This window comes from Nocardioides sp. CFH 31398 (assembly GCF_022436705.1).
Lineage (GTDB): Bacteria > Actinomycetota > Actinomycetes > Propionibacteriales > Nocardioidaceae > Nocardioides.
This window is the reverse complement of the sequence record NZ_JAKUHT010000028.1, coordinates 1-24038: the sequence shown is the minus strand read 5'-3', so window position 1 is coordinate 24038 and position 24038 is coordinate 1. Positions and strand designations below refer to the sequence as shown.

26 protein-coding genes and 1 other RNA gene are annotated in these 24038 nt (G+C 74.0%); 13 read left to right on the top strand and 14 right to left on the bottom strand.

The genetic code is table 11. The features are described from left to right. Positions 1–2: 2 nt before the first annotated feature. From MJ876_RS18390 to MJ876_RS18375, 4 genes are all read right to left on the bottom strand, one after another. Positions 3–425, bottom strand: coding sequence for a hypothetical protein (locus MJ876_RS18390; RefSeq protein WP_240238660.1), 423 nt, complete (start codon positions 423–425; stop codon positions 3–5). A gap of 70 nt (positions 426–495) precedes the next feature. Then, on the bottom strand, positions 496–921 hold the full coding sequence (locus MJ876_RS18385; RefSeq protein WP_240238658.1) for a hypothetical protein: 426 nt from the start codon (positions 919–921) through the stop codon (positions 496–498). After that, the gene (locus MJ876_RS18380) at positions 918–2255 is read right to left on the bottom strand and encodes a glutamine synthetase family protein (RefSeq protein ID WP_240238656.1); all 1338 of its coding nucleotides are present in this window, start codon (positions 2253–2255) and stop codon (positions 918–920) included. The genes MJ876_RS18385 and MJ876_RS18380 overlap by 4 nt, the downstream gene beginning before the upstream one ends. 22 nt (positions 2256–2277) lie before the next feature. Beyond that, positions 2278–2730 (bottom strand): hypothetical protein, encoded by a 453-nt coding sequence (locus MJ876_RS18375; protein ID WP_240238654.1) that lies wholly within the window; start codon positions 2728–2730, stop codon positions 2278–2280. A 97-nt stretch (positions 2731–2827) separates the two neighbouring features. Between MJ876_RS18375 and MJ876_RS18370 the strand changes: the two genes are divergently transcribed. Then, positions 2828–3514, top strand: a complete 687-nt coding sequence (locus tag MJ876_RS18370; RefSeq protein WP_240238652.1) for a response regulator transcription factor — start codon at positions 2828–2830, stop codon at positions 3512–3514. 7 nt (positions 3515–3521) lie between these two features. Continuing rightward, complete coding sequence (locus tag MJ876_RS18365; protein WP_240238650.1) at positions 3522–4826, top strand: HAMP domain-containing sensor histidine kinase; 1305 nt, start codon at positions 3522–3524, stop codon at positions 4824–4826. Between the two features lie 95 nt (positions 4827–4921). Here MJ876_RS18365 and MJ876_RS18360 read toward each other — a convergent pair whose 3' ends face one another. Next, complete coding sequence (locus tag MJ876_RS18360) at positions 4922–5314, bottom strand: hypothetical protein (RefSeq protein WP_240238649.1); 393 nt, start codon at positions 5312–5314, stop codon at positions 4922–4924. Positions 5315–5524: 210 nt separating this feature from the next. Here MJ876_RS18360 and MJ876_RS18355 point away from each other — a divergent pair, with 210 nt between their 5' ends. After that, positions 5525–6169 (top strand): DUF998 domain-containing protein, encoded by a 645-nt coding sequence (locus MJ876_RS18355; RefSeq protein ID WP_240238648.1) that lies wholly within the window; start codon positions 5525–5527, stop codon positions 6167–6169. On the opposite strand, the gene MJ876_RS18350 is transcribed toward MJ876_RS18355, so the two are convergent. Continuing rightward, entirely contained in the window at positions 6079–6513 is a 435-nt protein-coding gene (locus MJ876_RS18350; RefSeq protein ID WP_240238647.1) for a helix-turn-helix domain-containing protein, read from the bottom strand. The genes MJ876_RS18355 and MJ876_RS18350 overlap by 91 nt on opposite strands. A 125-nt stretch (positions 6514–6638) precedes the next feature. Here MJ876_RS18350 and MJ876_RS18345 point away from each other — a divergent pair, with 125 nt between their 5' ends. Continuing rightward, positions 6639–7493, top strand: coding sequence for an SDR family oxidoreductase (locus tag MJ876_RS18345; protein WP_240238646.1), 855 nt, complete (start codon positions 6639–6641; stop codon positions 7491–7493). 12 nt (positions 7494–7505) lie between these two features. Here MJ876_RS18345 and MJ876_RS18340 read toward each other — a convergent pair whose 3' ends face one another. Beyond that, entirely contained in the window at positions 7506–9557 is a 2052-nt protein-coding gene (locus tag MJ876_RS18340) for an NAD(+) synthase (protein WP_240238645.1), read from the bottom strand. Positions 9558–9918: 361 nt separating this feature from the next. On the opposite strand from MJ876_RS18340, the gene MJ876_RS18335 reads away from it, so the two are divergent. From MJ876_RS18335 to MJ876_RS18320, 4 genes are all read left to right on the top strand, one after another. Further along, positions 9919–12147, top strand: coding sequence for a carbon starvation CstA family protein (locus MJ876_RS18335; RefSeq protein WP_240238644.1), 2229 nt, complete (start codon positions 9919–9921; stop codon positions 12145–12147). Beyond that, on the top strand, positions 12144–12332 hold the full coding sequence (locus tag MJ876_RS18330; protein ID WP_240238642.1) for a YbdD/YjiX family protein: 189 nt from the start codon (positions 12144–12146) through the stop codon (positions 12330–12332). The genes MJ876_RS18335 and MJ876_RS18330 overlap by 4 nt, the downstream gene beginning before the upstream one ends. A gap of 45 nt (positions 12333–12377) precedes the next feature. Beyond that, the gene (gene panB, locus MJ876_RS18325; RefSeq protein ID WP_240238640.1) at positions 12378–13253 is read left to right on the top strand and encodes a 3-methyl-2-oxobutanoate hydroxymethyltransferase; all 876 of its coding nucleotides are present in this window, start codon (positions 12378–12380) and stop codon (positions 13251–13253) included. A 71-nt stretch (positions 13254–13324) separates the two neighbouring features. Further along, entirely contained in the window at positions 13325–14533 is a 1209-nt protein-coding gene (locus tag MJ876_RS18320; RefSeq protein ID WP_240238638.1) for a sorbosone dehydrogenase family protein, read from the top strand. 156 nt (positions 14534–14689) lie between these two features. On the opposite strand, the gene MJ876_RS18315 is transcribed toward MJ876_RS18320, so the two are convergent. Both MJ876_RS18315 and MJ876_RS18310 read right to left on the bottom strand, forming a co-directional pair. Beyond that, a complete protein-coding gene (locus tag MJ876_RS18315) occupies positions 14690–14944 on the bottom strand; it encodes a hypothetical protein (protein ID WP_240238635.1) in 255 nt (84 codons plus the stop codon). Positions 14945–14956: 12 nt separating this feature from the next. Continuing rightward, positions 14957–15127, bottom strand: coding sequence for a hypothetical protein (locus MJ876_RS18310; RefSeq protein WP_240238633.1), 171 nt, complete (start codon positions 15125–15127; stop codon positions 14957–14959). 45 nt (positions 15128–15172) lie between these two features. Here MJ876_RS18310 and rnpB point away from each other — a divergent pair. After that, an RNA gene (gene rnpB, locus MJ876_RS18305) (RNase P RNA component class A) lies at positions 15173–15572 on the top strand. Between the two features lie 17 nt (positions 15573–15589). Here rnpB and MJ876_RS18300 read toward each other — a convergent pair. Continuing rightward, positions 15590–15784: a hypothetical protein gene (locus MJ876_RS18300; protein WP_240238631.1), complete on the bottom strand. Its 195-nt coding sequence runs from the start codon at positions 15782–15784 to the stop codon at positions 15590–15592. Between the two features lie 64 nt (positions 15785–15848). Here MJ876_RS18300 and yaaA point away from each other — a divergent pair, with 64 nt between their 5' ends. Then, positions 15849–16628 (top strand): peroxide stress protein YaaA, encoded by a 780-nt coding sequence (yaaA, locus tag MJ876_RS18295; RefSeq protein ID WP_240238761.1) that lies wholly within the window; start codon positions 15849–15851, stop codon positions 16626–16628. 19 nt (positions 16629–16647) lie between these two features. Here the strand turns inward: yaaA and MJ876_RS18290 are convergent, their stop codons facing one another. The 4 genes from MJ876_RS18290 to MJ876_RS18275 all read right to left on the bottom strand — a co-directional run bounded on the left by MJ876_RS18290 (position 16648) and on the right by MJ876_RS18275 (position 20826). Continuing rightward, entirely contained in the window at positions 16648–17349 is a 702-nt protein-coding gene (locus MJ876_RS18290; protein WP_240238629.1) for a histidine phosphatase family protein, read from the bottom strand. Next, entirely contained in the window at positions 17346–18047 is a 702-nt protein-coding gene (locus MJ876_RS18285; protein WP_240238627.1) for a zinc ribbon domain-containing protein, read from the bottom strand. Before MJ876_RS18285 ends, MJ876_RS18290 begins: the two co-directional genes overlap by 4 nt. 70 nt (positions 18048–18117) lie before the next feature. Continuing rightward, the gene (locus tag MJ876_RS18280) at positions 18118–19251 is read right to left on the bottom strand and encodes a Nif3-like dinuclear metal center hexameric protein (protein WP_240238626.1); all 1134 of its coding nucleotides are present in this window, start codon (positions 19249–19251) and stop codon (positions 18118–18120) included. 42 nt (positions 19252–19293) lie between these two features. After that, positions 19294–20826: an AMP-binding protein gene (locus MJ876_RS18275; protein ID WP_240238623.1), complete on the bottom strand. Its 1533-nt coding sequence runs from the start codon at positions 20824–20826 to the stop codon at positions 19294–19296. Positions 20827–20945: 119 nt separating this feature from the next. On the opposite strand from MJ876_RS18275, the gene MJ876_RS18270 reads away from it, so the two are divergent. The 3 genes from MJ876_RS18270 to MJ876_RS18260 are packed head-to-tail and all read left to right on the top strand — an operon-like array spanning position 20946 to position 23495. Further along, the gene (locus MJ876_RS18270) at positions 20946–21344 is read left to right on the top strand and encodes a hypothetical protein (RefSeq protein ID WP_240238621.1); all 399 of its coding nucleotides are present in this window, start codon (positions 20946–20948) and stop codon (positions 21342–21344) included. After that, positions 21319–22842 carry a cell wall metabolism sensor histidine kinase WalK gene (locus tag MJ876_RS18265; RefSeq protein ID WP_240238619.1) on the top strand — a complete coding sequence of 508 codons (1524 nt, stop codon included), beginning with the start codon at positions 21319–21321 and terminating at the stop codon, positions 22840–22842. The genes MJ876_RS18270 and MJ876_RS18265 overlap by 26 nt, the downstream gene beginning before the upstream one ends. Next, positions 22827–23495, top strand: coding sequence for a response regulator transcription factor (locus MJ876_RS18260; RefSeq protein WP_240238618.1), 669 nt, complete (start codon positions 22827–22829; stop codon positions 23493–23495). The genes MJ876_RS18265 and MJ876_RS18260 overlap by 16 nt, the downstream gene beginning before the upstream one ends. The last annotated feature ends 543 nt before the right edge of the window (positions 23496–24038 follow it).

Below are 24038 nucleotides of genomic sequence, written 5' to 3'. Positions count from 1 at the left end.
ACCTACCGGCCGACGACGGCCCGGCGGCCGCGCACCAGCGCGATGACGGCGCAGGCGCCGGCGAGGACCGGGACCACGGTGGCGAGCAGCACCAGCCAGCCCCGCGCGGTCTGCCCGGCCGCGACCGGCGCGGCGAGCAGCAGGGCGAACGACGCGACGAGCACCAGCCACCCCGCGACGGCTGCCCGCGCCCGCGCGGCCAGCACCCAGGCGACCGCGAGCAGCAGCGCGGGCACGGCGAGCAGCACGAGGCTGATGGCGCCGATGACCAGGCCGAGCCCGGCGTACTCGGCGTCGGGGTTCGCGAGGTCCTGGACGATCCACGTCACCGGGACGACGAGGCAGGCCAGGCACAGGACGCTCGACAGCACGAGACCCACCAGGAGGAACGGGCCGCTGGTGCTGGTCCGGACGGGGGTGGACATCGGGCTCCTCGGACGGTGCAGGGTCAGGCGGGCGGACCCGATCGTAGGGGGCGGGTACGGGTGTCGCGGCTCACGCCCTGGGCCGCAGCAGCGCCAGGGAGCGCCACCCCGACCACACGAGGACGGCGGCGAGGAGCACGCCGACGAGCGCCGCGCCGGCGAACGGTGACGGCCCGCCGCCGACGAGCTCGCCGACGGCGTTCGGCCCGGCGACGAGACCCAGCAGCAGCCCACCGACCAGCACCACGACGGCGCTCCCGCGCGGGTGACGGACCCGCAGCGACCACCCGAGGATCGGGAACGGCGACGCGAGCACGGCGGGCCCGAGGAAACCCAGGGCGAAGAGGACGGCGTAGCCGCCGGCGTCGGAGTCCGAGGTCGCCGCCGCGACGAACACGACCACGGCGGCGACGACCAGCAGGACGACCGGGGCCGTCAGCCCCCACAGCCCGACCGTGAGCGTGCGTCCGGCGGCGTCCCGCTGCGGGCCGCTCACACGACCGGCAGCATCCGGTCGCGCTCGTAGGCGTGGACGTGACCGCGGTAGTCGTCCCACTCGGCGCGCTTGTTGCGCAGGAAGAAGTCGTAGACGTGCTCGCCGAGGATCTCGGCCAGCAGCTCGGAGCCCTCCGCGACCTCGATGGCCTCCGCGAGGCTGCCGGGCAGCGGCTCGATGCCGAGGGCGCGGCGCTCGCGGTGGGTCAGCGACCACACGTCGTCCTCGGCCTCGCGCGGGAGCTCGTAGCCCTCCTCGATGCCCTTCATGCCGGCGCCGAGGATCGCGGCGTAGGCGAGGTAGGGGTTGCAGGCGGCGTCCACCGTGCGCAGCTCGATGCGGGTGGACTGGCCCTTGCTCGGCTTGTGCATCGGCACGCGCACCATGGCGGAGCGGTTGTTGTGCCCCCAGCAGATGTACGACGGGGCCTCACCGCCGCCGAGGATGCGCTTGTAGCTGTTGACCCACTGGTTGGTGACGCAGGTGATCTCGGCGGCGTGGCGCAGGATCCCGGCGACGAAGCTGCGGGCGGTGCCGGAGAGCTGGTACTCCGCGCCGGCCTCGAAGAACGCGTTCGAGTCACCCTCGAACAGCGACATGTGCGTGTGCATCGCCGAGCCGGGGTGGGTCGTGAAGGGCTTCGGCATGAAGGTCGCCCAGATGCCCTGGCCGAGCGCGACCTCGCGGATGACGGTGCGGAAGGTCATGAGGTTGTCCGCGGTGCTGAGGGCGTCGGCGTACCGCAGGTCGATCTCCTGCTGGCCCGGCCCGCCCTCGTGGTGGCTGAACTCCACCGAGATGCCCATCGACTCGAGCATGGTGATCGCCTCGCGCCGGAAGTCGGCGCCCTGGCTCTGCGCGGTGTGGTCGAAGAAGCCGCTGCGGTCGACCGGCACCGGCTCGACACCGGGCTCGGGCGGGTTCTTGAAGAGGTAGAACTCGACCTCGGGGTGCGTGTAGAAGGTGAAACCCTTCTCCGCCGCGGCCTGCAGGTTCCGCTTGAGCACGTGCCGCGGGTCGGCGTACGACGGGGAGCCGTCGGGCATCTCGATGTCGCAGAACATCCGCGCCGTCGCCGGTCCCTCGCCGCGCCACGGGAGGATCTGGAAGGTCGCGGGGTCCGGCTTGGCCAGCATGTCGGCCTCCTGGACCCGCGCGAAGCCCTCGATGGCCGAGCCGTCGAAGCCGATGCCCTCGTTGAAGGCGCCCTCGAGCTCCGCTGGCGCGACGGCCACGGACTTCAACGAGCCCAGCACGTCGGTGAACCACAGCCGCACGAAGCGGACGTCGCGCTCCTCCAGCGCCCGGATGACGAAGTCCTCCTGCTTGCCCATGGCGTCAGTCTGACCTACCGGTTCAGTCGTCGTCCTCGGGGAGCGTGTTCTCCTCGTAGTCGGCCAGCGTCGGCTCGCCGCGGTTGCAGAAGACCTCGAACTCGATGGAACGCCCACGGTTGCTGAAGACGGCGTCGACGTCGTCGTCGGGCCCGGGCTCGAAGGAGACGACGTCCCACCCGGCGGCGGTGTCGGGGCGTGCGTCCGTGGCGTAGGCGACGGCGCCGCGGCACTCGACGTCCAGCTCACCGAACTCCCGGCGGATCGTGGCGCGGACGGTCTCGGCGCCGGGCAGCGGCGAGGCCTCCGTGTCGGGCCCCGCCTCGTTCGAGGACGGGTCCCTGACGTCTCCGTCCCCCAGCGGCCCCCGGTCGCTCACGGAGGCGCCCACGGTGCTGACGGCGAGCAGGCCGATGGCGATGGCCACGACGGCGCAGACCACCCAGGCGATGACGTACCCGGCCCGTTTGTCCACGACGACAGTCTGGACCGTCAATTCCTGGCCCCCACCAAAGGACGGTTAAGCCGCGGATAAGGACCGTGGCGCGCGGGGGCCCCGGTACCGTTCCGGCGTGGTCCAGGTGCTGGTGATCGAGGACGACGACCGGATCCGTCCGCTCGTCGTCCGCTCGCTGTCGGACCACGGCTTCGCGGTCTCCTCGGAGCGCACCGGGATGGCCGGCCTCGCCGCCGCCGTCGACACCAGGCCCGACCTCGTCGTCCTCGACCTCGGGCTGCCGGACGTCGACGGCACGCAGGTCCTGTCGATGCTCCGGGCGGTCAGCGAGGTTCCGGTCATCGTGGCCAGCGCCCGGGACGACGAGCCGTCGCTGGTGAGCGCGCTCGACACCGGCGCGGACGACTACGTGGTGAAGCCGTACACGACCACCCAGCTCGAGGCTCGGATCCGCGCGGTGCTGCGACGCACGGCATCGGGGAAGGCGCCCCGGCAGAACCTGCTGGTCGGTGGGCTCGAGATCGACGTCGCCGCCCGTCGCGCGACGCTGGACGGTGCCGCGCTGGACCTGAGCCCCCGCGAGTTCGACCTCCTCGTGCACCTCGCCGAGCGGGCCGGGGACGTCGTGACCAAGCGTGAGCTGCTGAGCGAGGTGTGGCAGCAGGCGTGGGGCGGGTCCGACAAGACCGTCGACGTCCACCTGTCGTGGCTGCGGCGCAAGCTCGGTGAGACCGCGACCGAGCCCCGCTACCTGACGACCGTCCGCGGGGTGGGCGTCCGCCTGTCCGCACCGACGGGGTGAGCCCCACGTGAGGGGCCAGCTCCGCCTCACCGTCGCGGCCGTGGTCTCGATCGTGCTGCTGGCCATGCTCGTGCCGATGGCGGTGCTGGTGCAGGGCTACGCCCTGGAGGACCGGATCGCCCAGGCGGCGCTCGAGGTGCAGGCCACGGAGACCGCAGTGGCGATGGGCGAGGGCGAGCCGGGTTCTATCGAGGTCTACCTCGAGCGGATCAACGCCGAGGACGACGGCACCACCACGAGCGTGCTCACCAGCGACGACCGGGTCCTCGGCCCGGTGGCCGAGCTCGACGAGCGGGTGCTGGAGGCCCGCGACACGGGGCAGGCCCGCCTCGACGACCTGCCGGGCGGCGGGGCGCGGATGCTGGTGCCGGTCTCCGTCGGCCGGTCGACCGCCGCCGCGATCCCCGTCATCCAGGTCGACGTCGAGCAACCCGGACTGGGTTCCGGGGTGCTGACGGCCTACCTCGTCCTGCTGCTGCTCGGCATCCTGCTGCTCATCGGTGCCGTGCTCCTCGCCGAGCGGCTCGGGCGCACCTTCACCACACCGATCCGCGCCCTGGCGCGCTGGACCCAGGACCTCGGCGCGCGGACCCGTCCCGAGCCGGTGCCGGTGGGCGGTCCCTCGGAGGTGCAGGAGCTGGGGACGGCGCTGGGACGTCTCGTGGGCCGCATCGAGGAGCTCCTCGAGCGCGAGCGCGAGAGCGTGGCCGACCTCTCCCACCGCCTGCGGACCCCGGTGACCGCGCTGCGGCTGCGCATCGAGCAGCTCGACGACCCCGTGGGCCGGCTCCGGCTGACCCGCGACCTCGAGGATCTCGAGCACGCCGTCGACTCCGTGGTCCGGGAGGCCCGACGCTCCCAGCGTGAGGGGATCGTCGCGCAGACCGACGCCGTCGCCGTCGTCCGCGAGCGTGCCGAGTTCTGGGGCGCCCTCGCGGAGGACCAGGGGCGGAGCTTCGGGGTGCACCTGCCGGAGCGCGCGGCACCGGTGGCGTCCGGGGAGGAGGACCTCGCCGCTGCCCTCGACGTCCTGCTCGACAACGCCTTCTCGTACACGCCCGAGGGTGCCGCCCTCCGGGTCTCCTGCCGGCGCGCGGACGGCGGCGGCGCCGTCGTCGTGGTCGAGGACGGCGGACCCGGTTTCCCCGAGGGCCTCGACGTCGCCGGCCGCGGGGAGTCCGGCAGCGGCTCCACCGGGCTCGGCCTGTCGATCGTCGCCCGCACCGCCGAGGCCTCCGGCGGCGACGTCGAGCTGGGCCGCAGCGAGCTCGGCGGCGCCCGCGTCGCCGTCCGCCTCGGGCCCCCGCGCTGAGCCGACCCGGGGCCGGACGCACGTCGCCCCCGGTCCGCGGGTGCGGGCCGGGGGCGGGTGCGTCAGCGGGTGGAAGAGGAGACCCGCTGGTGTCGTCAGCCGACGGTGATGGTCCGGCTGCAGGTCACGCCGGAGGCGAGGTTCTTGTAGCGGAAGAGGAAGCGGTCCTGGCCGGCGGTGTTCGGGCGGTTGCGCTCGACCTCGATGTCGCCCTCGCGGTCCGGGGTGCGGACCTGGTTGTAGTAGGTGTTGCCGTTCTGCTTCAGCACGACGCGGTAGCGGACGTCGGCGGCGCGGTCGAGGTCGAAGCTCACGTCGTAGATGCCACGACGGTCGTCGTCGCGCTCGACGTCGAAGTCGAACCGGGCGCCGCCGCAGTTGCCGACGCGCTCGGCGGCGTTGGCCGGGGTGGCGCTGAGCAGGGTCACGGGCAGGGCGAGGGCGGCGGCGGTGCCGACGACGGCGGCGGTGCGGGTGACGATGTTCATGGGGTTCTCCTCGGGGATGTGTGTCGGGGTGACGAGAAGAAGAGTGCGCCGGTCGCGACTAAGGACGAACCAGCGTTCCCCTAAGGCCGGGCAAAGGTTCCGGCCAGCCTCCTCGACGGGTCGGCGGCGGACCTGCCGGCCGCGCCGTACGCCCCGAGGCGCCGGCCCCGACCGTGTCCACGGTGGGGGCCGGGACCTAGGTTCGTGGCGATGCCCCGTCCGTCGCGCGCCCGTGCCCTCACGGGCGGTCTCGTCTGGCTCCTCGTCGTCCAGTACGTCGTGGTCGAGCTGCTGGCCGTCGCCGCCTGGACGGGCACGTCGTACGACGCCGCCCGTGACGTGGTCAGCGACCTCGGTCGCCCCGCGTGCCTCCCGGACGGCGGGTGCTCGCCGTGGGCGGCGGCGTTCAACGCCTCCCTGGGCGTCCACGGGCTGCTGGTGATCCTCGGCGCCGGCCTGCTGGCACCCCTGCTCCCCCGGTGGCGGCCGGCGGTCGTGGCCCTCTTCGCGATCACCGCCGCCGGCAACGCGGGGGTCGGGCTGTTCCCGCTGGGCGAGGGCGTCACCGGCGCCCACTACGTCGCGGCCACGGCGGCCATCGGCGGCGCCACGCTCGCCGTCGGCGTCACGGGGGTCGCCGCGCTGGCCGACCCGGCGCTCCGCCGCTACGCCCTCGCCACGCTCGTCGCCACCGGGGTGGGCGTGCTGGGCGTCGTCCTGCTCGTCGGCGACGGCACCACCGGTCTCGCCGAGCGGATCGCGATCTACCCGGTCGTCGCCTGGTACGTCGCCACGGGCGCGCTCGCCCTGGTGTCGGTCCGCGCCGGCGCCCCGGCGTCACGGGTCGCGTCGTAGGCGGCGCGCGCCTCCTCGATGGCGGGCAGGTGGTCGGTGGCCCAGGCCGTCAGCACGGCCAGCGGCCCGGTCAGCGACCGTCCCAGGTCGGTGAGCTCGTAGTCGACGCGCACCGGCACGCTCGCGTGGACGGTCCGCGTCACCAGCCCGTCGCGCTCGAGGTGGCGCAGCGTCTGCGTCAGCATCTTCTGGCTGACGCCCTCGATGGCGCGGGCGAGGTCGCCGTACCGGCGCGGCCCGGGCGCGAGGACCCCGAGCACGAGCACCGTCCACTTGTCCCCGATGCGGTCCAGCAGCTGCCGGCTGGGGCACTGCCGCGAGTACGGGTCGGGCAGGAAGTCCATCGCTCTCCTCCGGGTTGCTACGGCACTTCGAGGTGCCTGCTCTCCAACGGGAAGTACCCGCTCGGTGTTCCCGTTCACCCCACGACCGCCCCGACCCTGGGGCCCACGAACCCGGGAGGAACCCCATGTCCATCGTCGTCACCGCCGCCTCCGGCCACTTCGGCCGCGCCGTCGTCGAGTCCCTGCTCGCCCGCGGGGCCGACCCCGCCTCCCTCGTCGCGACCTCCCGGCGCCCCGAGGCCCTGGCCGACCTCGTCGAGCGCGGCGTCGACGTCCGCCGCGCCGACTACTCCGACCCCGCCTCCCTCCGCAGGGCGCTCGAGGGCGCGGAGAAGGTGCTGCTCGTCTCGGGCACCGAGTTCGGCCAGCGGGTCGCGCAGCACACCGCCGTCATCGAGGCCGCCGTCGAGGCGGGGGCGAGCCTGGTCGCCTACACCTCGGCGCCGTACGCCGCGACCACCTCGCTCGCGCTGGCCGCCGAGCACGCCGCCACCGAGCAGGTGCTCCTCGACGCGCCGGTCGCGGCGGTCCTGCTCCGCAACGCCTGGTACGTCGAGAACTACACCGGCCAGGTCGAGACCTACCTCGAGCACGGCCTCGTCGGCGCGACCGGCGACGGTCGCGTCAGCGTCGCGCTGCGCCGCGAGTACGCCGAGGCCGCCGCCACCGTCCTGCTCACCGACGGCCACGCCGGCACGACGTACGAGCTGGGCGGCGAGGCCGTCACCCTCGCCGAGATCGCCGCGGCCGTCAGCGAGGCCACCGGCCGCGAGGTCGCCCACCACGACGTCACCGTCCCCGAGCTCGAGCAGGTGCTCCTCGGGGCCGGGCTGCCTGAGCCCGCCGCGCAGACGTACGCCGACGTCGACCGCGGCATCGCCGCCGGTGAGCTGCAGGTGCCGGCCGACGACCTCACCCGCCTGCTCGGGCGTGCCCCCCTCCCTCTGCGCGACGCCGTCCGCGAGGCGCTGAGCGCCTGAGCCCGACCGTCGTCAGACGGAGTCCGGCACCTCCGCGAGCTCGGCCAACCAGGCCGCCGCGGAGGCGTCGGACGGCATCCGCCAGTCGCCGCGCGGGCTCATGGTGCCGCCCGACGACACCTTCGGCCCGTTCGGCAGCGCGGAGCGCTTGAACTGCGAGGCGAAGAACCGCCGGCAGAACAGCTCGAGCCAGTGCTTGACCGTCGCCAGGTCGTACGCCGTCCGCCCGGCCTCCGGGTGGTCGGGCGGCCAGGCGCCCGCCCCGGCGTCACGCCACGCGTGCCAGGCCAGGAACGCGATCCGGGACGGCCCGTGGTGCTGGCGGGCGAGGTGGAAGAGCGCGAAGTCCGCGAGAGCGTAGGGGCCGACCGCGGCCTCGGTCGACTGGGGCGCCTCGCCCTCCTCGGCGGGCACGAGCTCCGGCGAGATCTCCTGCTCGAGGATCTCGCGCAGCACCGGTGAGGCCTCGTCCGGGAGCTCGCCCGAGCCGGCCGCCCAGCGGATGAGGTGCTGGATCAGCGTCTTCGGCACCCCGGCGTTCACGCCGTAGTGCGACATCTGGTCGCCGACGCCGTACGTGCACCACCCGAGCGCCAGCTCGGACAGGTCACCGGTGCCGAGCACGATGCCGCCGCGGTGGTTGGCGATCCGGAAGAGGTAGTCGGTGCGCAGCCCGGCCTGGACGTTCTCGAAGGTGACGTCGTACACCTTCGCGCCGCGGGCGACGGGGTGGTCGAGGTCCGCCAGCACCTGCGTCGCCGCGGGACGGATGTCGAGCTCCTCGAACCCCACCCCCAGGGCGGCACACAGCCGGGTGGCGAGGTCCTTCGACGTCGCGCCGGTCGCGAACCCGGGCATGGTGATCGCGTGGACGTCGCTGCGCGGGCGGCCCAGGCGGTCCATGGCCCGCACGGCGACGATCAGCGCGTGGGTCGAGTCGAGCCCGCCGGAGACGCCGATGACGATCTTCGGCGACCCGATGGAGGTCAGGCGCCGCTCGAGGGCCGCCACCTGGATGTTCCACGCCTCGTAGCAGTCCTGCGCGAGCCGCTCGGGGTCGTCGGGCACGAACGGGTAGCGGTCGACCGGCCGCTCCAGGCCCACGTCGCCCGTCGGCGGGTCGAGGGTCACCGGCACGCGACGGAACCCGCCGACGCGGTCGGCGAGGGTGCGGCGGTTGTCGTCGAAGGTGCCCTGGCGACGCCGTTCGGCCGCGAGGCGGCGCAGGTCGACGTCCGCGACGGTCAGCTGCGCGCCCGCCGCGAAGCGCGGGCCCTCGGCGAGCAGGTCGCCGGCCTCGTAGACCATCGTCTGGCCGTCCCACGCCAGGTCGGTGCTCGACTCCCCCGCGCCCGCGGCGGCGTAGACGTAGGCCGCGAGGCCGCGCATGCTCGCGCTCCGCACCAGCAGCCGCCGCACGTCGGCGCGCGCGATGGTGATCGGGCTCGACGACACGTTGAGCAGCACCGTCGCCCCGGCCAGCGCCGCCTCCGCCGAGGGCGGCACGGGCACCCAGAGGTCCTCGCACACCTCGACGTGGACGACCAGGCCCGGCACGTCGACGACGTCCAGCAGCAGGTCGGGCCCGAGCGGCACCTCCGTGCCCAGCACGGTCAGGGTCCCGCCGCGGTGCTCGTCGCCGGCGGCGAAGTGACGCCGCTCGTAGAACTCGCCGTACGTCGGGAGGTAGGACTTCGGCACCACCCCGAGGACGGCGCCGCGGTGCACGAGCACCGCGCAGTTCAACAGCCGGTTCCCCGCCCGCAGCGGCGCCCCGACGACCAGCACCGGCAGCAGCTCGGCCGACGCGGCCACGACCTCGGCCAGCCCCGCCTCGACGCCGTCCAGCAGCGTGTCCGACAGCAGGAGGTCGTCGATCGCGTAGCCCGACAGGCACAGCTCGGGGAACGTCGCGACCGCGACGCCGCGCTCGTGGCAGGCGCGCGCCTGCTCGACCACGGTCCGGGCGTTGGACGCAGGGTCGGCCGGGACGACGGGCGCGGTGCAGGCGGCGACCCGGGCGAAGCCCTGGGCGTACGCGGAGGTGAAGGTGGCGGCGTCCACGCCGCCCAGTCTCCCGCATGGCACCGGCGCCGGCCGGATCCGGGAGGGAGGACCCCGAAATGTGCAGAACCGCGGAGCCGTCTCGGGTCAGCTCCGCGGTTCTGGAGTACCGAGAAACCGTCTCGGGTCAGTTCCTCGGTACGAGAAGAATCATGCCGGACCGCCGGTGGGCGTACCAGTAGGTGAACCCGCAACGAACCCACAAGCAATGCGCAAGCCCGGAGGTCACGGTTCGGCGCGCCCGTGGTCACCGTCACACAGCCCGGGCATATGGTGGGTCGGCCGTGCAGCCGACCCGGCGGGTCCCGACCGGGCCGGCGCCGCGTGCACGGCGAGTCCGACGCCGAGCACGGGAGCGACCATGGCCACCGACACCACCACCCCGCCCGGGGCCTCCGGGCCCGCCGGCCCGCCGCCGGGCGACGCCGCGAAGCGGCCCACCGGACGCCGTCCCACGCCGCTGTCGATCGCGATCTGGGTCCTGGTCGCGGTGGTCGGTGCCACCTGCTGGACCGTCCTGGCGCTGCACCGCGGCGAGGACGTCTCCGCGCTGTGGATCCTCTTCGCGGCGGTGGCGTCCTACCTCATCGCCTACCGCTTCTACTCGAAGTTCATCGCGAACCGGGTGCTGCGCCTCGACGACACCCGCGCCACGCCGGCCGAGCGCCTCGAGGACGGCAGCGACTTCGAGGTCACCGACCGTCGCGTGCTGTACGGGCACCACTTCGCCGCCATCGCCGGCGCCGGTCCGCTCGTCGGTCCCGTCCTCGCCGCGCAGATGGGCTACCTGCCCGGCACCATCTGGATCGTCGCCGGCGTGATCCTCGCCGGCGCGGTGCAGGACATGGTCGTCATGTTCTTCTCGATGCGCCGCGACGCGAAGAGCCTCGGCCAGATGATCCGCGAGGAGCTGGGCGTCGTCGGCGGCGTCGCCGCGCTGATCGCCGTCTACGCGATCATGATCATCCTGCTCGCGGTCCTCGCGCTCGTCGTCGTCAACGCCCTCGCCGAGTCGCCGTGGGGCGTCGTCGCCATCGGCCTGACGATCCCCATCGCCCTGTTCATGGGCGTCTACCTGCGGTTCCTGCGGCCCGGTCGGGTCATGGAGGTCACCGCGATCGGCGTGTTCCTGCTGCTCGGCGCCATCGCCCTGGGCGGCGTGGTCGAGAACTCGGGCCTCGCGTCCGCCTTCGAGCTGACCCCCGAGACGCTGACCATCCTCATGGTCGTCTACGGCTTCGTCGCCTCGATCCTGCCGGTCTGGATGCTGCTGACGCCGCGCGACTACCTGTCGACCTTCATGAAGGTCGGCGTCATCCTGCTGCTGGCGATCGGCCTGATCCTGGCGCGCCCCGTCCTGCAGACCGAGGCCGTGACCCCGTTCGCCGGCAACGGCCAGGGCCCGGTCTTCGCGGGCTCGCTCTTCCCGTTCCTGTTCATCACCATCGCCTGCGGCGCCCTCTCGGGCTTCCACGCCCTCATCTCCTCGGGCACGACCCCGAAGATGATCGCCAAGGAGAGCCACGTCCGCATGGTCGGCTACGGCGGGATGCTGATGGAGTCCTTCGTGGCCGTCAGCGCGATCATCGCCGCCTGCGTCATCGACCCGGGCCTCTACTTCGCGATGAACTCCCCCGCCGGTGTCACCGGCGGCACCGCGGAGGGCGCCGCCGAGTTCGTCCGCACCCTCGGGTTCACCATCACCCCGGACCAGCTGAACGCCTTCTCCGAGTCCGTCGAGACCGAGCTGGTCTCCCGCACCGGCGGCGCCCCGACGCTGGCGTTCGGCATCTCGCTCATCTTCAGCGAGGCGTTCGGCTCCGGCATGACCGCGTTCTGGTACTACTTCGCGATCATGTTCGAGGCGCTGTTCATCCTCACCGCCATCGACGCCGGCACCCGCGTGGGCCGCTTCATGCTGCAGGACACCATCGGCAACGTCTGGCCCAAGTTCGGCGACACCTCCTGGCGGCCGGCCGCCTGGGCCGCCTCCGCCGCAACCACCGGCGCCTGGGGCTACATGCTGTACGTCGGGGTCACCGACCCGCTCGGCGGCATCAACCAGCTCTTCCCCCTCTTCGGCATCGCCAACCAGCTGCTCGCCGCGATCGCGCTGACGCTGTGCGTCACGCTGTTCTGCAAGCACGGCTGGTGGAAGTTCGTGTGGGTGCCGGCGGTCCCGCTGGTGTGGGACCTCGTCGTCACCATGACCGCGAGCTACCAGAAGGTGTTCTCCGACAACCCGGCCATCGGCTACTTCGCGCAGGCCGACCGCTACCGCGCCGCCCGCGACGCCGGCGAGGTCCTGGCGCCGGCGACCGAGGCCTCCCAGATGGACACCGTCGTGTTCAACTCCACCGTCAACGGGTTCCTTCAGGCCAGCTTCGCCGTGCTCGTCCTCGTGATCGTGGCCAACGCGGCGTGGATCTGGGTCAAGGCCGCCCGCGCCGGCTCCCTGCCGACCACCGAGGTCCCGCACACGCCGTCGCAGGTCGTGGCCCCGGCCGACTTCTTCGCCACCGCGCAGGAGAAGGAGGCGGTGCGCGCCTGGGAGGCCGAGCGCGAGCAGACCGCGGGGGCGTCACGGTGACGACCCTCGTCCGGCGGTGGGCCGCGGGCGTGCGCTGGTACGCCCGCGAGCTCACCGGCGAGGCGAGGTGGGACGACTACCTCGCCCGGTGCGAGCGCGACGGGGTCGCACCGATGTCGCGTCGGGAGTACGAACGGCACCGCTCCGAGCACCTGGAGCGGAACCCGCAGCGGCGGTGCTGCTGACGAGACGCCTGCCGCGGACCCGGGGACGTGGTGTGGGATGAGGCCATGAACGACGAGCAGCCCCCGCCGTACGGCACCACGCAGCCGGACGCGCCCGCCGCGGCGTCCGGCGGACCGACCCGCAAGCGGATCCGCACCCACCACCTGCAGCAGATGCGGGAGGCGGGCGAGCGGTTCGCGATGCTCACGACGTACGACCAGTACACCGCGGGCATCTTCGACTCCGCGGGCATCGAGGTCCTGCTCGTCGGCGACAGCGCGGGCAACAACGTCTACGGCTACTCGACGACGGTGCCGGTCACCGTCGACCAGCTCATCCCCCTGACGGCCGCCGTCTCCGGGGCGGTCACCCGGGCGCTCGTGGTGGGCGACCTGCCGTTCGGCTCCTACCAGGCCTCGCCGGAGCAGGCGTACCTCACCGCCGCCCGCTTCATGAAGGAGGGCGGCGCGCACTGCGTGAAGCTCGAGGGCGGGGTGGCCATGGCCCCGCAGATCGAGCGGCTGAGCCAGGGCGGGATCCCCGTGATGGCCCACCTCGGCTTCACCCCGCAGAGCGAGCACGCCCTCGGGGGCTACCGGGTGCAGGGGCGCGGGGACGCCGTCGAGGCGCTGCTGGCCGACGCGCGCGCCGTCCGTGACGCCGGGGCATTCGCGGTGGTCCTCGAGATGGTGCCGACCGAGGCCGCGGCCCGCGTGACCGCCGAGGTCGGCATCCCCACGATCGGGATCGGCGCCGGGGTCGAGTGCGACGGCCAGGTGCTGGTGTGGCCGGACGCGTTCGGGCTGCGGACCGGGCGGATCCCCCGCTTCGTCAAGCAGTACGCCGACCTGCACGGCGCGCTCCTGGAGGGCGCCAGGGCCTTCGCGGACGACGTCCGCAACGGCACGTTCCCCGCGCCCGAGCACTCCTTCGAGAGCTGACCCGGGCGCTTCCCGCGATCGAAGGGCCCGAGCTCCTCCCGGCTGTCGGTCGTCCGGGTTAGTTTCGCTGCATGCGCCGACCACTCCCCCTCCTCGTCTCGCTGCCCCTCGCCGGGCTGCTCGTGCTGCCACTGGCCGGGCTCCCGGCGGGGGCCGCCCCCTCCGTTCCGGCCGCCCCGTCCGTCTCGTCGGTGTCGTCGGCGTCGTCGTCGGGTAACGACGCCGGACGCGCGACCCCCGGCCTGCGGGTGACCCGCGCCGTCACCGGCCTCAGCCAGCCCTGGGACGTCGCGGTCATCGACGGCGGCCGGCTGCTCGTCACCGAGCGCGAGACCCGCCGCCTGCTCGTCGCCGACGGCGGCCAGGTGCGTCGTGTCGCCTTCCCCGCCCGGTCCTGGGCCAACGGCGAGACCGGGCTGATGTCGGTCGAGACCGACCCCGCGTTCGGCCAGAACCGCCGCTTCTACACGTGCTTCGGCGGCTTCCGCTCCGGTGGGGCCCGCGACGTCCGCGTCGTCGCCTGGACGCTCAACCAGGCCGCGACCCGCGCCACCCGGGCGCGGGTGCTGCTCACCGGCCTGCCGACCAACGGCGGGCGTCACGGCGGCTGCCGCCTGCTCGTCGCCCGCAACGGCGCGCTCGTCGTGGGGACGGGTGACGCCGCCGTGTCGAGCAACCCGCAGGACCTGACCTCGCTGGGTGGCAAGACGCTCCGCCTCAACCGGTTCTCCGGGAGGCCGTGGCCGCAGAACCCGTTCCCGAGGGCGGGCAACCGCAACAAGCGCTACGTGCTGACCTACGGCCACCGCAACGTCCAGGGGCTCGCGCAGCGCAGGGACGGCTCGCTGTGGTCGGTCGAGCACGGCCCGAGCCGTGACGACGAGGTCAACAAGCTCCGCGCCGGCGGCAACTACGGCTGGGACCCGGGCCCGGGCTACGACGAGAGCGTCCCCATGACCGACTTCTCGCTGCCGGGCCCCCAGGTCGGTGCGCGCTGGAGGTCGGGCGAGCCGACCAAGGCGACCTCCGGGGCCGAGTGGGTGTCCGGCGCCCAGTGGCGGAGCTACAACGGCACGCTGGCCGTGGCGGCGCTCAAGGACAACAGCGTCCGCTTCATGCGCTTCAACGCGCAGGGCAAGCTCCAGGGCGTGCGCCGCCCGGCGGCACTGACGCGGTTCGGGCGCCTGCGGTCGGTGACCCGCGCCCCCAACGGCGACCTGCTGATCACCACCGCCAACGGCTCGAACGACGCGGTCCTCCGCGTGCACCCGCGCGGCTGACGCGGGCGGGGACCCTCGCAACCCCGTCGGGGGGGGGGGGGGGGGGGGGGGGGGGCGCGCGCCCCCCCGGGGGGCCCCCCCCCCGCGCCGGGCCCCGGCGCGGGCTCGTCGACACCCTCTCTCCACCGGGTCTCGACGAGCCCGACCGGCGATGGCCTAGGACCCGAGCACCCGCGACCCACCGACGACCGCGGCGAACCAGACCGCCAGGGCGAGCACCGGCACGAGCACGGTGGCCCGCGGGCGGGTGCGGAACCACCGCAGGACGACGGCCAGCAGGGCCGCCCACACGGCGAGCAGCAGCAGGGCGGCCCACCACGGCAGCACGCCGAAGGCGACGCCGTAGAGGAAGAGGACGCCGGTCATCCCCACGAGGGCCGCGAACGGCCAGGGCGAGACGCGGTCACGCACGGGCGCGGGGCCTCAGTCGTCGCGGTCGGCCTCGTCCCAGGCCTCGTTGCGCTCCGCGACCGTCTCGAGAGCGTGCTCGGCGGCCGCCCGCGTCGGGTACGGGCCGAGGCGGTGACGGGCCGCGCACCCCTCGGGACCCTCGACCGTCTTGTGCTTCACGCAGTAGTAGTACTCGTCGCTCACGGGGCGAACCTACTCCTGCGCATGCCCTAGAGTCTCGGGTGCGGATGGGCTGGCCGGGCGACCGCGTTCCTCCTCACGGAGGGCCGAGGAAGGTCCGGGCTCCACAGGGCGAGGTGGTGGGTAACACCCACCCGGGGCGACCCGCGGGACAGTGCCACAGAGAGCAGACCGCCTCCCGGCTCCGGCCGGGCGGTAAGGGTGAAAGGGTGGTGCAAGAGACCACCAGCGCGCCGGGCGACCGGCGCGGCTCGGCAAACCCCACCTGGAGCAAGGTCAAGAAGCCGCCCCTCGGGGCGGTGCGCGAGTGCTGGAGGGCTGCCCGCCCGAGCTCGCGGGTGGACCGCCCGAGGCCGTCGGCAACGGCGGCCCTAGATGGATGGTCGCCAGCCGGGGCGTCGCGAGGCGTCCCGGGGAACAGAACCCGGCCTACGAGCCAGCCCATCCGCACCCGGGCCGGGCGTCCTAGTTCTCCAGGATGTTCAGGGCGATCCCGCCGACGAACCACAGGGCCAGTCCGCCGAGGACGGTCCAGCCGCCGACCTTCAGCGCGAACAGCCGCGACGAGCGCAGCTTGATCATGTTCAGGCCCCACAGCAGCACGACCACGGTGAGCACACCGGCCACGACGGACGCGATCACGAAGGTCTGCGCGGACACGGGACAAGGGTGCCAGGGCCCCGGGAGCGGCGACCCGACGGCCTCCTAGGCTGGCGCGGTGCTCATGCTGCTGCCCCCGAGCGAGGGCAAGACGGCCCCCCGCCGAGGTCGCCCGCTGGACCTGTCGACCCTCACGTCGCCGGGCCTGCGTCCCGCCCGGCAGGAGGTCCTCGACGCCCTCGTCGAGCTGTGCGCGGGCGACCCGGCGACGGCGGCCGGCGTCCTCGGCCTGAGCGCCGGGCAGCACGACCTGGTCCACGCCAACGTCGACCTGCCGCACGCCCCCACCGCGCGGGCGGACGCCGTCTACACCGGCGTCCTGTACGACGCGCTCGACCCCGCCGGTCTCGACACCGCGGCCCGGCGGCGGGCCTCCTCGCGGGTCGCGATCACCTCGTCGCTGTTCGGGGTGCTGCGCCCGGGGGACCGCGTGCCGGCGTACCGCCTGTCGGGGTCCGTCACCCTGCCGGGCCTCGGGCCGGTCGCCGCCCACTGGCGCCGGCACCTCGGCCCCGCCCTGGACGAGCTCCGCGGGGACGGGCTGCTGGTCGACCTGCGCTCGGGCACCTACGCGGCGTTCCTCAAGCCGCCCGCCGCGATGGCGCGCCGGGTCGCGACCGTGCGCGTGCTCAACGTGGCGGACGACGGGACCCGCACCGTGGTCAGCCACTTCAACAAGCACACCAAGGGGCTGCTCGTCCGCGCGCTGCTGCTCGACGGTGCCAACCCCCGCACCCCGACCGCCCTCGCCGCGGTGCTCCGCGACCTCGGGTGGGCCGTCGAGACCGACGAGCCGACGCCGGCCGGCACGCGGCTCGACGTCCTGCTCCCCACCTCGCCGTAGGACCGGCCGGGCGACAGGGTCAGAGACGCAGGCCGTGCGGTCCCGCGTCGAAGGCCCGCATCGACGCCCAGTCGCCCCCGTGCGCGAGGACGGTGACGGACGCCGGCGAGAGCTCCATCGCGTAGAGCGAGCCGAGCGGCGCGCCCAGGGCGTCGGCGACGAGCACCTTGATCGGGGTCACGTGGCTGACCACCACGACGGTCCGCCCGGCGTACGACGCCAGCAGGCGGTCGCGCGCGGCGAGGACCCGCTCGCGGACCGCGGCGAACGACTCACCGGTCCCACCCGCCGGGACGTCGGGCGAGGCGACCCACGAGTCGAGGGCGGCGGCGTCGGCCTCCCGGACCTCGCCGAAGGTGAGGCCCTCCCAGCTGCCGAAGTCCGTCTCGGCTACGCCGGGCTCCTCGACCGCCGGACCGAGTCCGGTCACCGCGGCCAGGAGCCCCGCCGTCTCGACCGTCCGACGGACCGGTGAGGTCACCAGGACGGCGTCGGCGGGCAGCTCGGGGGCGAGCCACTCCGCGGTGGCGCGCGCCTGCGCGACGCCGTCCTCGGACAGCGGCGGGTTGGCGCCGCCGAGGCCGCCGGAGAAGCGCTTCGCGGCGGTGTGCACGGTGACGCCGTGGCGGACGAGGACCAGCGTGGTCGTCGGCCCTCCACCGCCTCCCCACCCGCGGCTGGGCGCCTGCGGCGTGGGCGTCGCGGTCGGGTCGGTGGTCACAGGCCGGACTCGGCGGTCCGGACGAGGATCCGCTGGCACTCCTCGCACCGCACGACGTCGTCGGGCGACGCGGCCCTGACGGCGTTGATCTCGGCCGCGTCGAGCGTCAGCTGGCACCCGCCGCACGACCGCGCCCGGAGCAGGGCCGCGCCGACGCCGCCCTTGGCGGCACGCAGCCGCTCGTAGAGTGCGGTCAGGTCGTCGGGGACCTGCTCGGCCACCGGGCCGCGCTCGGCCTCCACGGTGACGAGCTCGGCGTCGATCTCGGCGAAGGCGGCGTCGCGGGCGGCGCGCAGGTCGGCCAGGCGGTGCTCGACCGCCTCGAGCCGCTCCTCGGCACCCGTCAACCGGGCCTGGGCCTCCTCCTGGCGCTCCATCACCTCGAGCTCGGTGTCCTCGAGCGACGCGATGCGCCGGGCGAGGGACACGAGCTCGGCCTGGATCCGCTCGAGGTCCTTCGGTCCGACGGCGCCGGAGTCGAGGCGCTCCTGGTCGCGACGCTGACGCGCCCGGACCGCCTCGACGTCGGCGTCCGCCTTCGTCTGCTCGGTCGCGAGGTCGTCGACGGCGATCCGGGCGTCGCGGGTCTCGTCCTCGACGCGGCGACGCTCGGCCTCGAGGTCGGTGATCTCCGCGAGCTCGGGCAGGTGGGCGCGACGGTGCCGCAGCCGGTCCGCCCGCGTGTCGAGCTCCTGCACGTCGAGCAGGCGGAGCTGGGCGGAGGGATCGGCCTTCAGCGTGGTCTCCTTCTCGCTGCCCCGGGACGCGTCAGAGCCGCAGGTCCCAGGGGTCGGTGCGCGTCGTGCTGACGCGAGCCTCCACCGTATCGCCCACCGCTCCGGTCAGCCGCTCCGCGAGGGCGGGCAGCCAGGTCGACTCGGCGGCCCAGTGGGCCACGTCGATCAGCGCGGGCCCGCCGGACGCCGCCGACTGCTCCGCGAACTCCGCCGCACGGTGGTGGCGCAGGTCGCTGGTCAGGTAGACGTCGACGTCGGAGCTGGCGAGCTCGTCGAGCAGGAAGTCGCCCGAGCCGCCGCACACCGCCACCCTCCGCACGACCCGCTCGGGATCACCCAGGACCCGGACGCCCTGCGCCGTCCGCGGCAGCACACCGGCGACCGTCTCGGCGAAACCCCGCAGGGTCGTGGGGTCGACGTCGCCCCGGCGACCGGTCCCCGCCTCCCGCGAGCCCGGCGAGGCCAGCTCGAGCAGCGAGTACGCCGGCTCCTCGTACGGGTGCGCACCCAGCAGCGCGGTCATCACGGCGCCGCGCAGCCGACGCGGCAGGACGGCCTCGATGCGGTCCTCCTCGACGACCGTCAGCGACCCCACCTCGCCGACCGCGGGGTTGGCGCCGTCCAGGGGGCGGAACCGGCCGAGGCCCGGGACGGTGAAGGTGCAGTGGTCGTAGTCGCCGATCGCTCCGGCGCCCGCCTCCGCGATGGCGGCGCGCACCGGCGGGGCGGCGTCCGTCGGCACGCAGGCGACCAGGAGGTCGAGCGGCTCGGTCGGCGCCGGGCGGATCGGGCGCAGGTCACGCAGGCCGAGCACCGTGGCGAGCGCCTCGGAGACCCCGCCGACCGCGTGGTCGGCGTTGGTGTGGGCGGTGAGGAGCGCGCACCCGCCCTTCGTCAGGGTCGCGAGCGTGCGGCCCTTCGGCGTCGTGGCCGCGACCCCGTGCACCGGCGTGAGGAACAACGGGTGGTGGCAGACCAGCAGGTCGGCGCCCCACGCGACCGCCTCGCGGGCGACCTCCTCGGTGGGGTCGACCGCGAGCATCACCTTGCGGACCGGCTCCGCGGGGTCGCCGGACACCAGCCCGACGGCGTCCCAGGACTCCGCCGTCGCGGGCGGGTACCAGGTGTGGAGCAGGTCGACCAGGTCTGCGAGGGTCCGCTGCATGGCGGTCAGGCTAGCGACGCCATCCCCGGTCGCCGGAGGTGCTCAGTTGACCTGGCGGTCCCGGCCCTCCCAGTAGGGCGCCCGCAGCTTGAACTTCTGCAGCTTGCCGGTGGCGGTGCGCGCGAGCTCGTCGCGGAACTCGATACGCGTCGGCGCCTTGTAGCGCGCCACCCGCTCCTTGCAGTGCGCGATCAGGTCCGCCTCGGTCGCCTCCTCGCCCTCCGCGAGGACGACGAGCGCGAGGATCGTCTCGCCCCACTTCTCGTCGGGGACGCCGATGACCGCCACCTCGGCCACCGCAGGGTGGCTGAACAGGGCGTCCTCGACCTCGATCGAGGACACGTTCTCGCCGCCGGTGATGATGACGTCCTTGCGCCGGTCGGCGATGGTCAGGTAGCCGTCGTCGCCGATCGTGCCGCCGTCGCCGGTGTGGAACCAGCCGTCGCGCAGGACCCGGGCGGACTCCTCCGGCTGCTCCCAGTAGCCCTCGAGGACGACGTTCGACCGGGCCCGGACCTCGCCCTCCTCGTTCGTGGACAGCCGGACGCCCAGGGCGGGGACCCCGGCCCGCACCAGCTTGCTCGCGCGCTCCTCCGTCGACAAGGAGTCCCACTCGGCGCGGGTGCGGTTGACCGTCAGCAGTGGCGAGGTCTCGGTGAGGCCGTAGATCTGGATGAACTCCCAGCCGAGCTCCTCCTCGACCCGCGCCACCGTCCGGGTCGGCGGCGGGGCGCCGGCCACGATGATCCGGACCTTGTCGCGGCCGGGGATCTCGCCGTCCCAGGACTGGGCGGCCTCGAGCACCGACGCCACGACCGCCGGGGCCGCGCACATGACGGTCACGCCGTGGTCGCGCACGCGGCGCAGGATCTCGGCTCCGTCGACCTTCCGCAGGACGACGTGAGGCACGCCGACGCCGGTCATCGCGAACGGCATGCCCCAGCCGTTCGCGTGGAACATCGGCAGCGTGTGCAGGTAGACGTCGCGGTCCGTCACACCGGCGTGCAGCGCGAACGTCGTGGCGTTGACCCAGATGTTGCGGTGGGTGATCTGCACGCCCTTCGGCCGGGCGGTCGTCCCGGACGTGTAGTTGATGCAGGCCGTGGCGTTCTCGTCGGGCTCCCAGGCCCGCGGCACGGAGCCCGGCGCCGCGTACAGCTCGTCGTCCTCGCCGAGGACGTGCTTGACCGGGGCGGTCACCGAGGACAGTGCGTCCTCCAGCTCCGGGTCGACCCACAGCACGGAGGCCCCCGAGTGCTCGACGATGTAGGACACCTCGTCACGGCTGAGGCGGAAGTTGACCGGCACGAGGACGCGACCGCTGCCCGCGACGCCGAAGAACGAGCCCAGCAGCCGGGCGCTGTTGTGGGAGACCACGGCCACCCGCTCCCCCACGCCCACGCCGAGCTCGTCGAGCCGGGCCGCCTGGCGCCGAGCGAGGTCGCCCAGCTCGGCGTACGTGAGCGTGCCCAGCGACGGCGCCGGCTGGTCGGGCTCGTCGACGACCCCGGTGCGGTCGGCGTACACCGTCGTGGCCCGGTCGATGAAGTCGTTCACGGTCAGCGGGACGAGCACAGGTGACCTCCATCACGTGGCGGGGAATGGCGTCAGGGTAGTCCCGCCCACCCCGGAACATGAGAGACCTCTCATGCAGGTCTCACCTGGCGTCCACGTCCGTCGTCGATGCTCGGGGCATGTCAGTCGTCTGGAAGGTGCTCCTGGGGCTCGCGCTCGTCGTGCCCATGGGGGCGTACGTCGTCGGGTCGCTGGTCGCGTCGACCTCCGGGTCCGTGTCGGGACAGACCGCGGTCGTGGTCCCCGCGCCGCTCGGGGAGCGCGTGGTGGAGCCCGGGGTGCGCTTCGAGAGGCGGCCCCCACCCGAGCCGCGTCCCGAGGACGACGACCTCGACGACGGGGCCGACGACGGGGCCGGCGACGACGTCGACGACGGGGCTGTGGACGACGGCGGGGTCGAGGTCGTCACCCCGGAGCCGCAGCCCGTCCCGCCCCCGGCGGACGACGACGACGATGATGATGACGACGAGGACGACGACGACGGGGACGACGATGACGACGACGGGGACGACGACTGAGTCCTCTCCCCGCCGTCGCCTGCCCGGCGCGTTCTCGGTCCGCACCCGGATCACCGTCGTCATCACGGTTCTCGCCGCCATGGCCATGGCCGGCGCCGGGCTGCTCGTGTACGTCCTCGAGGCGGCGCGCGTCGAGCGGCAGACCGTCGAGCAGGTCGACCAGGAGACCGCCGAGTTCCGCGCGCTGCAGCGGGGCCTCGACCCCGACACCGGGCAGCCCTTCCGCAGCGCCGAGCAGCTGTTGGAGCTGTTCATCCAGCGCAACGTGCCGGACGACGACGAGATGCTGGTGATCTACCCGCCCGGCAGCGGCCGCCCGACGGCGCGGACGCCGAACCGCGACGGCGACGAGGTCCTCGCGGAGCCGGGCTACCGGGAGGCGGTCGACGACCTCGCCCGGACCGGCGGGACGCGCGTGCTCGGCGACTTCCCGTACGGCGAGACGTGGGTGACCGTCGTCCCCGTGCGCGAGGAGGACAGCCCGGCGCCCGGCGCGCTGGTCATCGTCAACTTCCTCGCCGACGAGCGCGACGAGATCAGCAACACGATCGAGACCTACGCGATCGTCGCCCTCCTCAGCCTGGGCCTCATCGTCCTGCTGGCGGGCTCGCAGTCGGGTCGCCTGCTCGCGCCCCTGCGCACCCTGCGGGAGACGGCCGAGGACATCGGGACCACCGACCTGTCGCGGCGCATCCCCGAGCGGGGGAACGACGACATCACGGCGCTGACCCGGACCGTCAACACCATGCTGGACCGGCTCGAGGACGGCTTCGGCGCGCAGCGCCAGTTCCTCGACGACGCCGGCCACGAGCTCAAGACCCCGCTCACGGTGCTCCGCGGCCACCTCGAGCTGCTGGACCCGCGTGACGCCACGGACGTCGAGGAAACCCGTGAGCTCCTCCTGGAGGAGATCGACCGCATGTCCCGCCTGGTCGGCGACCTCATCCTGCTGGCGAAGGCCGGCCGCCCGGACTTCACGCGGCTGCGACCCGTCGGCGTCGACACGCTGACCCGCGGCGTCCTCGCGAGGGCGCGCGCCCTGGGCGACCGTGCGTGGCAGGACGACGGCGTGTCCGACGCGCACGTGGAGGCCGACGCCCAGCGCCTCACCCAGGCCCTGCTGCAGCTGGCCGACAACGCCGTCAAGCACACCGGCCCGGGGGACGTCGTCGCCGTCGGGTCGTCGGCCGACGCCACCGCGGTGCGTCTCTGGGTGCGCGACACCGGCGACGGCGTGCCCGAGGAGGACCGCGGCCGCATCTTCCAGCGCTTCGGACGCAGCATCGTCCGCGACGGCGACGAGGGCTTCGGCCTCGGTCTGTCGATCGTCGCCGCGATCGTCGCCGCCCACCACGGGACCGTCCACGTCGAGGACGCGGAGCCCCGGGGCTCCCGCTTCGTCCTGACGCTCCCCCGCACCGCCCCGCCGAGGACCGACCGCGTCCCGGCGTCCGACCCCGCCCCCACCCCCGAGGAGCAGCCGTGGCCCGCATCCTGATCGTCGAGGACGAGGACCGCATCGCGTCCTTCGTCGCCAAGGGGCTGAAGGCCGACGGCCACGTCGCCACCACGGTCGGCGACGGCCGCTCCGGGCTGGACGAGGCCCTGTCGGGTGCCTACGACCTGGTCGTGCTCGACATTGGCCTGCCCGTCATGGACGGTTTCGAGGTGCTCGACCAGCTCCGCTCGTCGGGCTCGCGGGTGCCGGTGGTCGTGCTCACCGCCCGGGACTCGGTCACCGACACGGTCGCGGCCCTCGAGACCGGCGCCGACGACTACATGCCGAAGCCGTTCCGGTTCGCCGAGCTGCTCGCCCGGATCCGCCTGCGGCTGCGCCAGGGCTCCGACGGGCCCGCCGTCCGGGAGGACTCCCTCACCGTCGGCGACGTCTCCCTGGACCTCCGCACCCGCCGCGCCACGGTGGGCGGCCGGCAGGTCGACCTGTCCGCCCGCGAGTTCACGCTCGCCGAGATCTTCATGCTCAACCCGGGCCAGGTGCTCTCCCGCGAGCAGCTCCTCGACCACGTGTGGGGCTTCGACTTCGACCCCGGCTCGAACGTGGTCGACGTCTACGTGGGCTACCTCCGCAGGAAGTTCGGCGCCTCCACCATCGCCACCGTCCGCGGCATGGGCTACCGGTTCGACGCCTGACCCGCGCGCGGCCCCAGCTGGTCGGGCAGCCGAGCCGCGCCAACGGCTCCCGCGCGGCCCCAGGTGGTCGAGCAGCCGAGCCGCGCCGGCGGCTCCGCGTCGTCGAGACCACCGCGACCGGACCCGGGTGCTCCCACCGGGTCTCGAGGCTCCTCGCCAGGGCTCGTCACACCTCGACCACCGGTGGCAGCCGGCCCCAGGTGGTCGAGCAGCCGAGCCGCGCCAGCGGCTCCGCGTCGTCGAGACCACCGCGACCAGACCCGGGTGCTCCCACCGGGTCTCGAGGCTCCTCGCCAGAGCTCGTCACACCTCGACCACCGGTGGCAGCCGGCCCCAGGTGGTCGAGCAGCCGAGCCGCGCCGGCGGCTCCGCGTCGTCGAGACCACCGCGACCGGACCCGGGTCCTCTCACCGGGTCTCGAGGCTCCTCGCCAGGGCTCGTCACACCTCGACCACCGGTGGCAGCCGGCCCCAGCTGGTCGAGCAGCCGAGCCGCGCCGGCGGCTCCGCGTCGTCGAGACCACCCGCACGAGGCGTTCGGGCC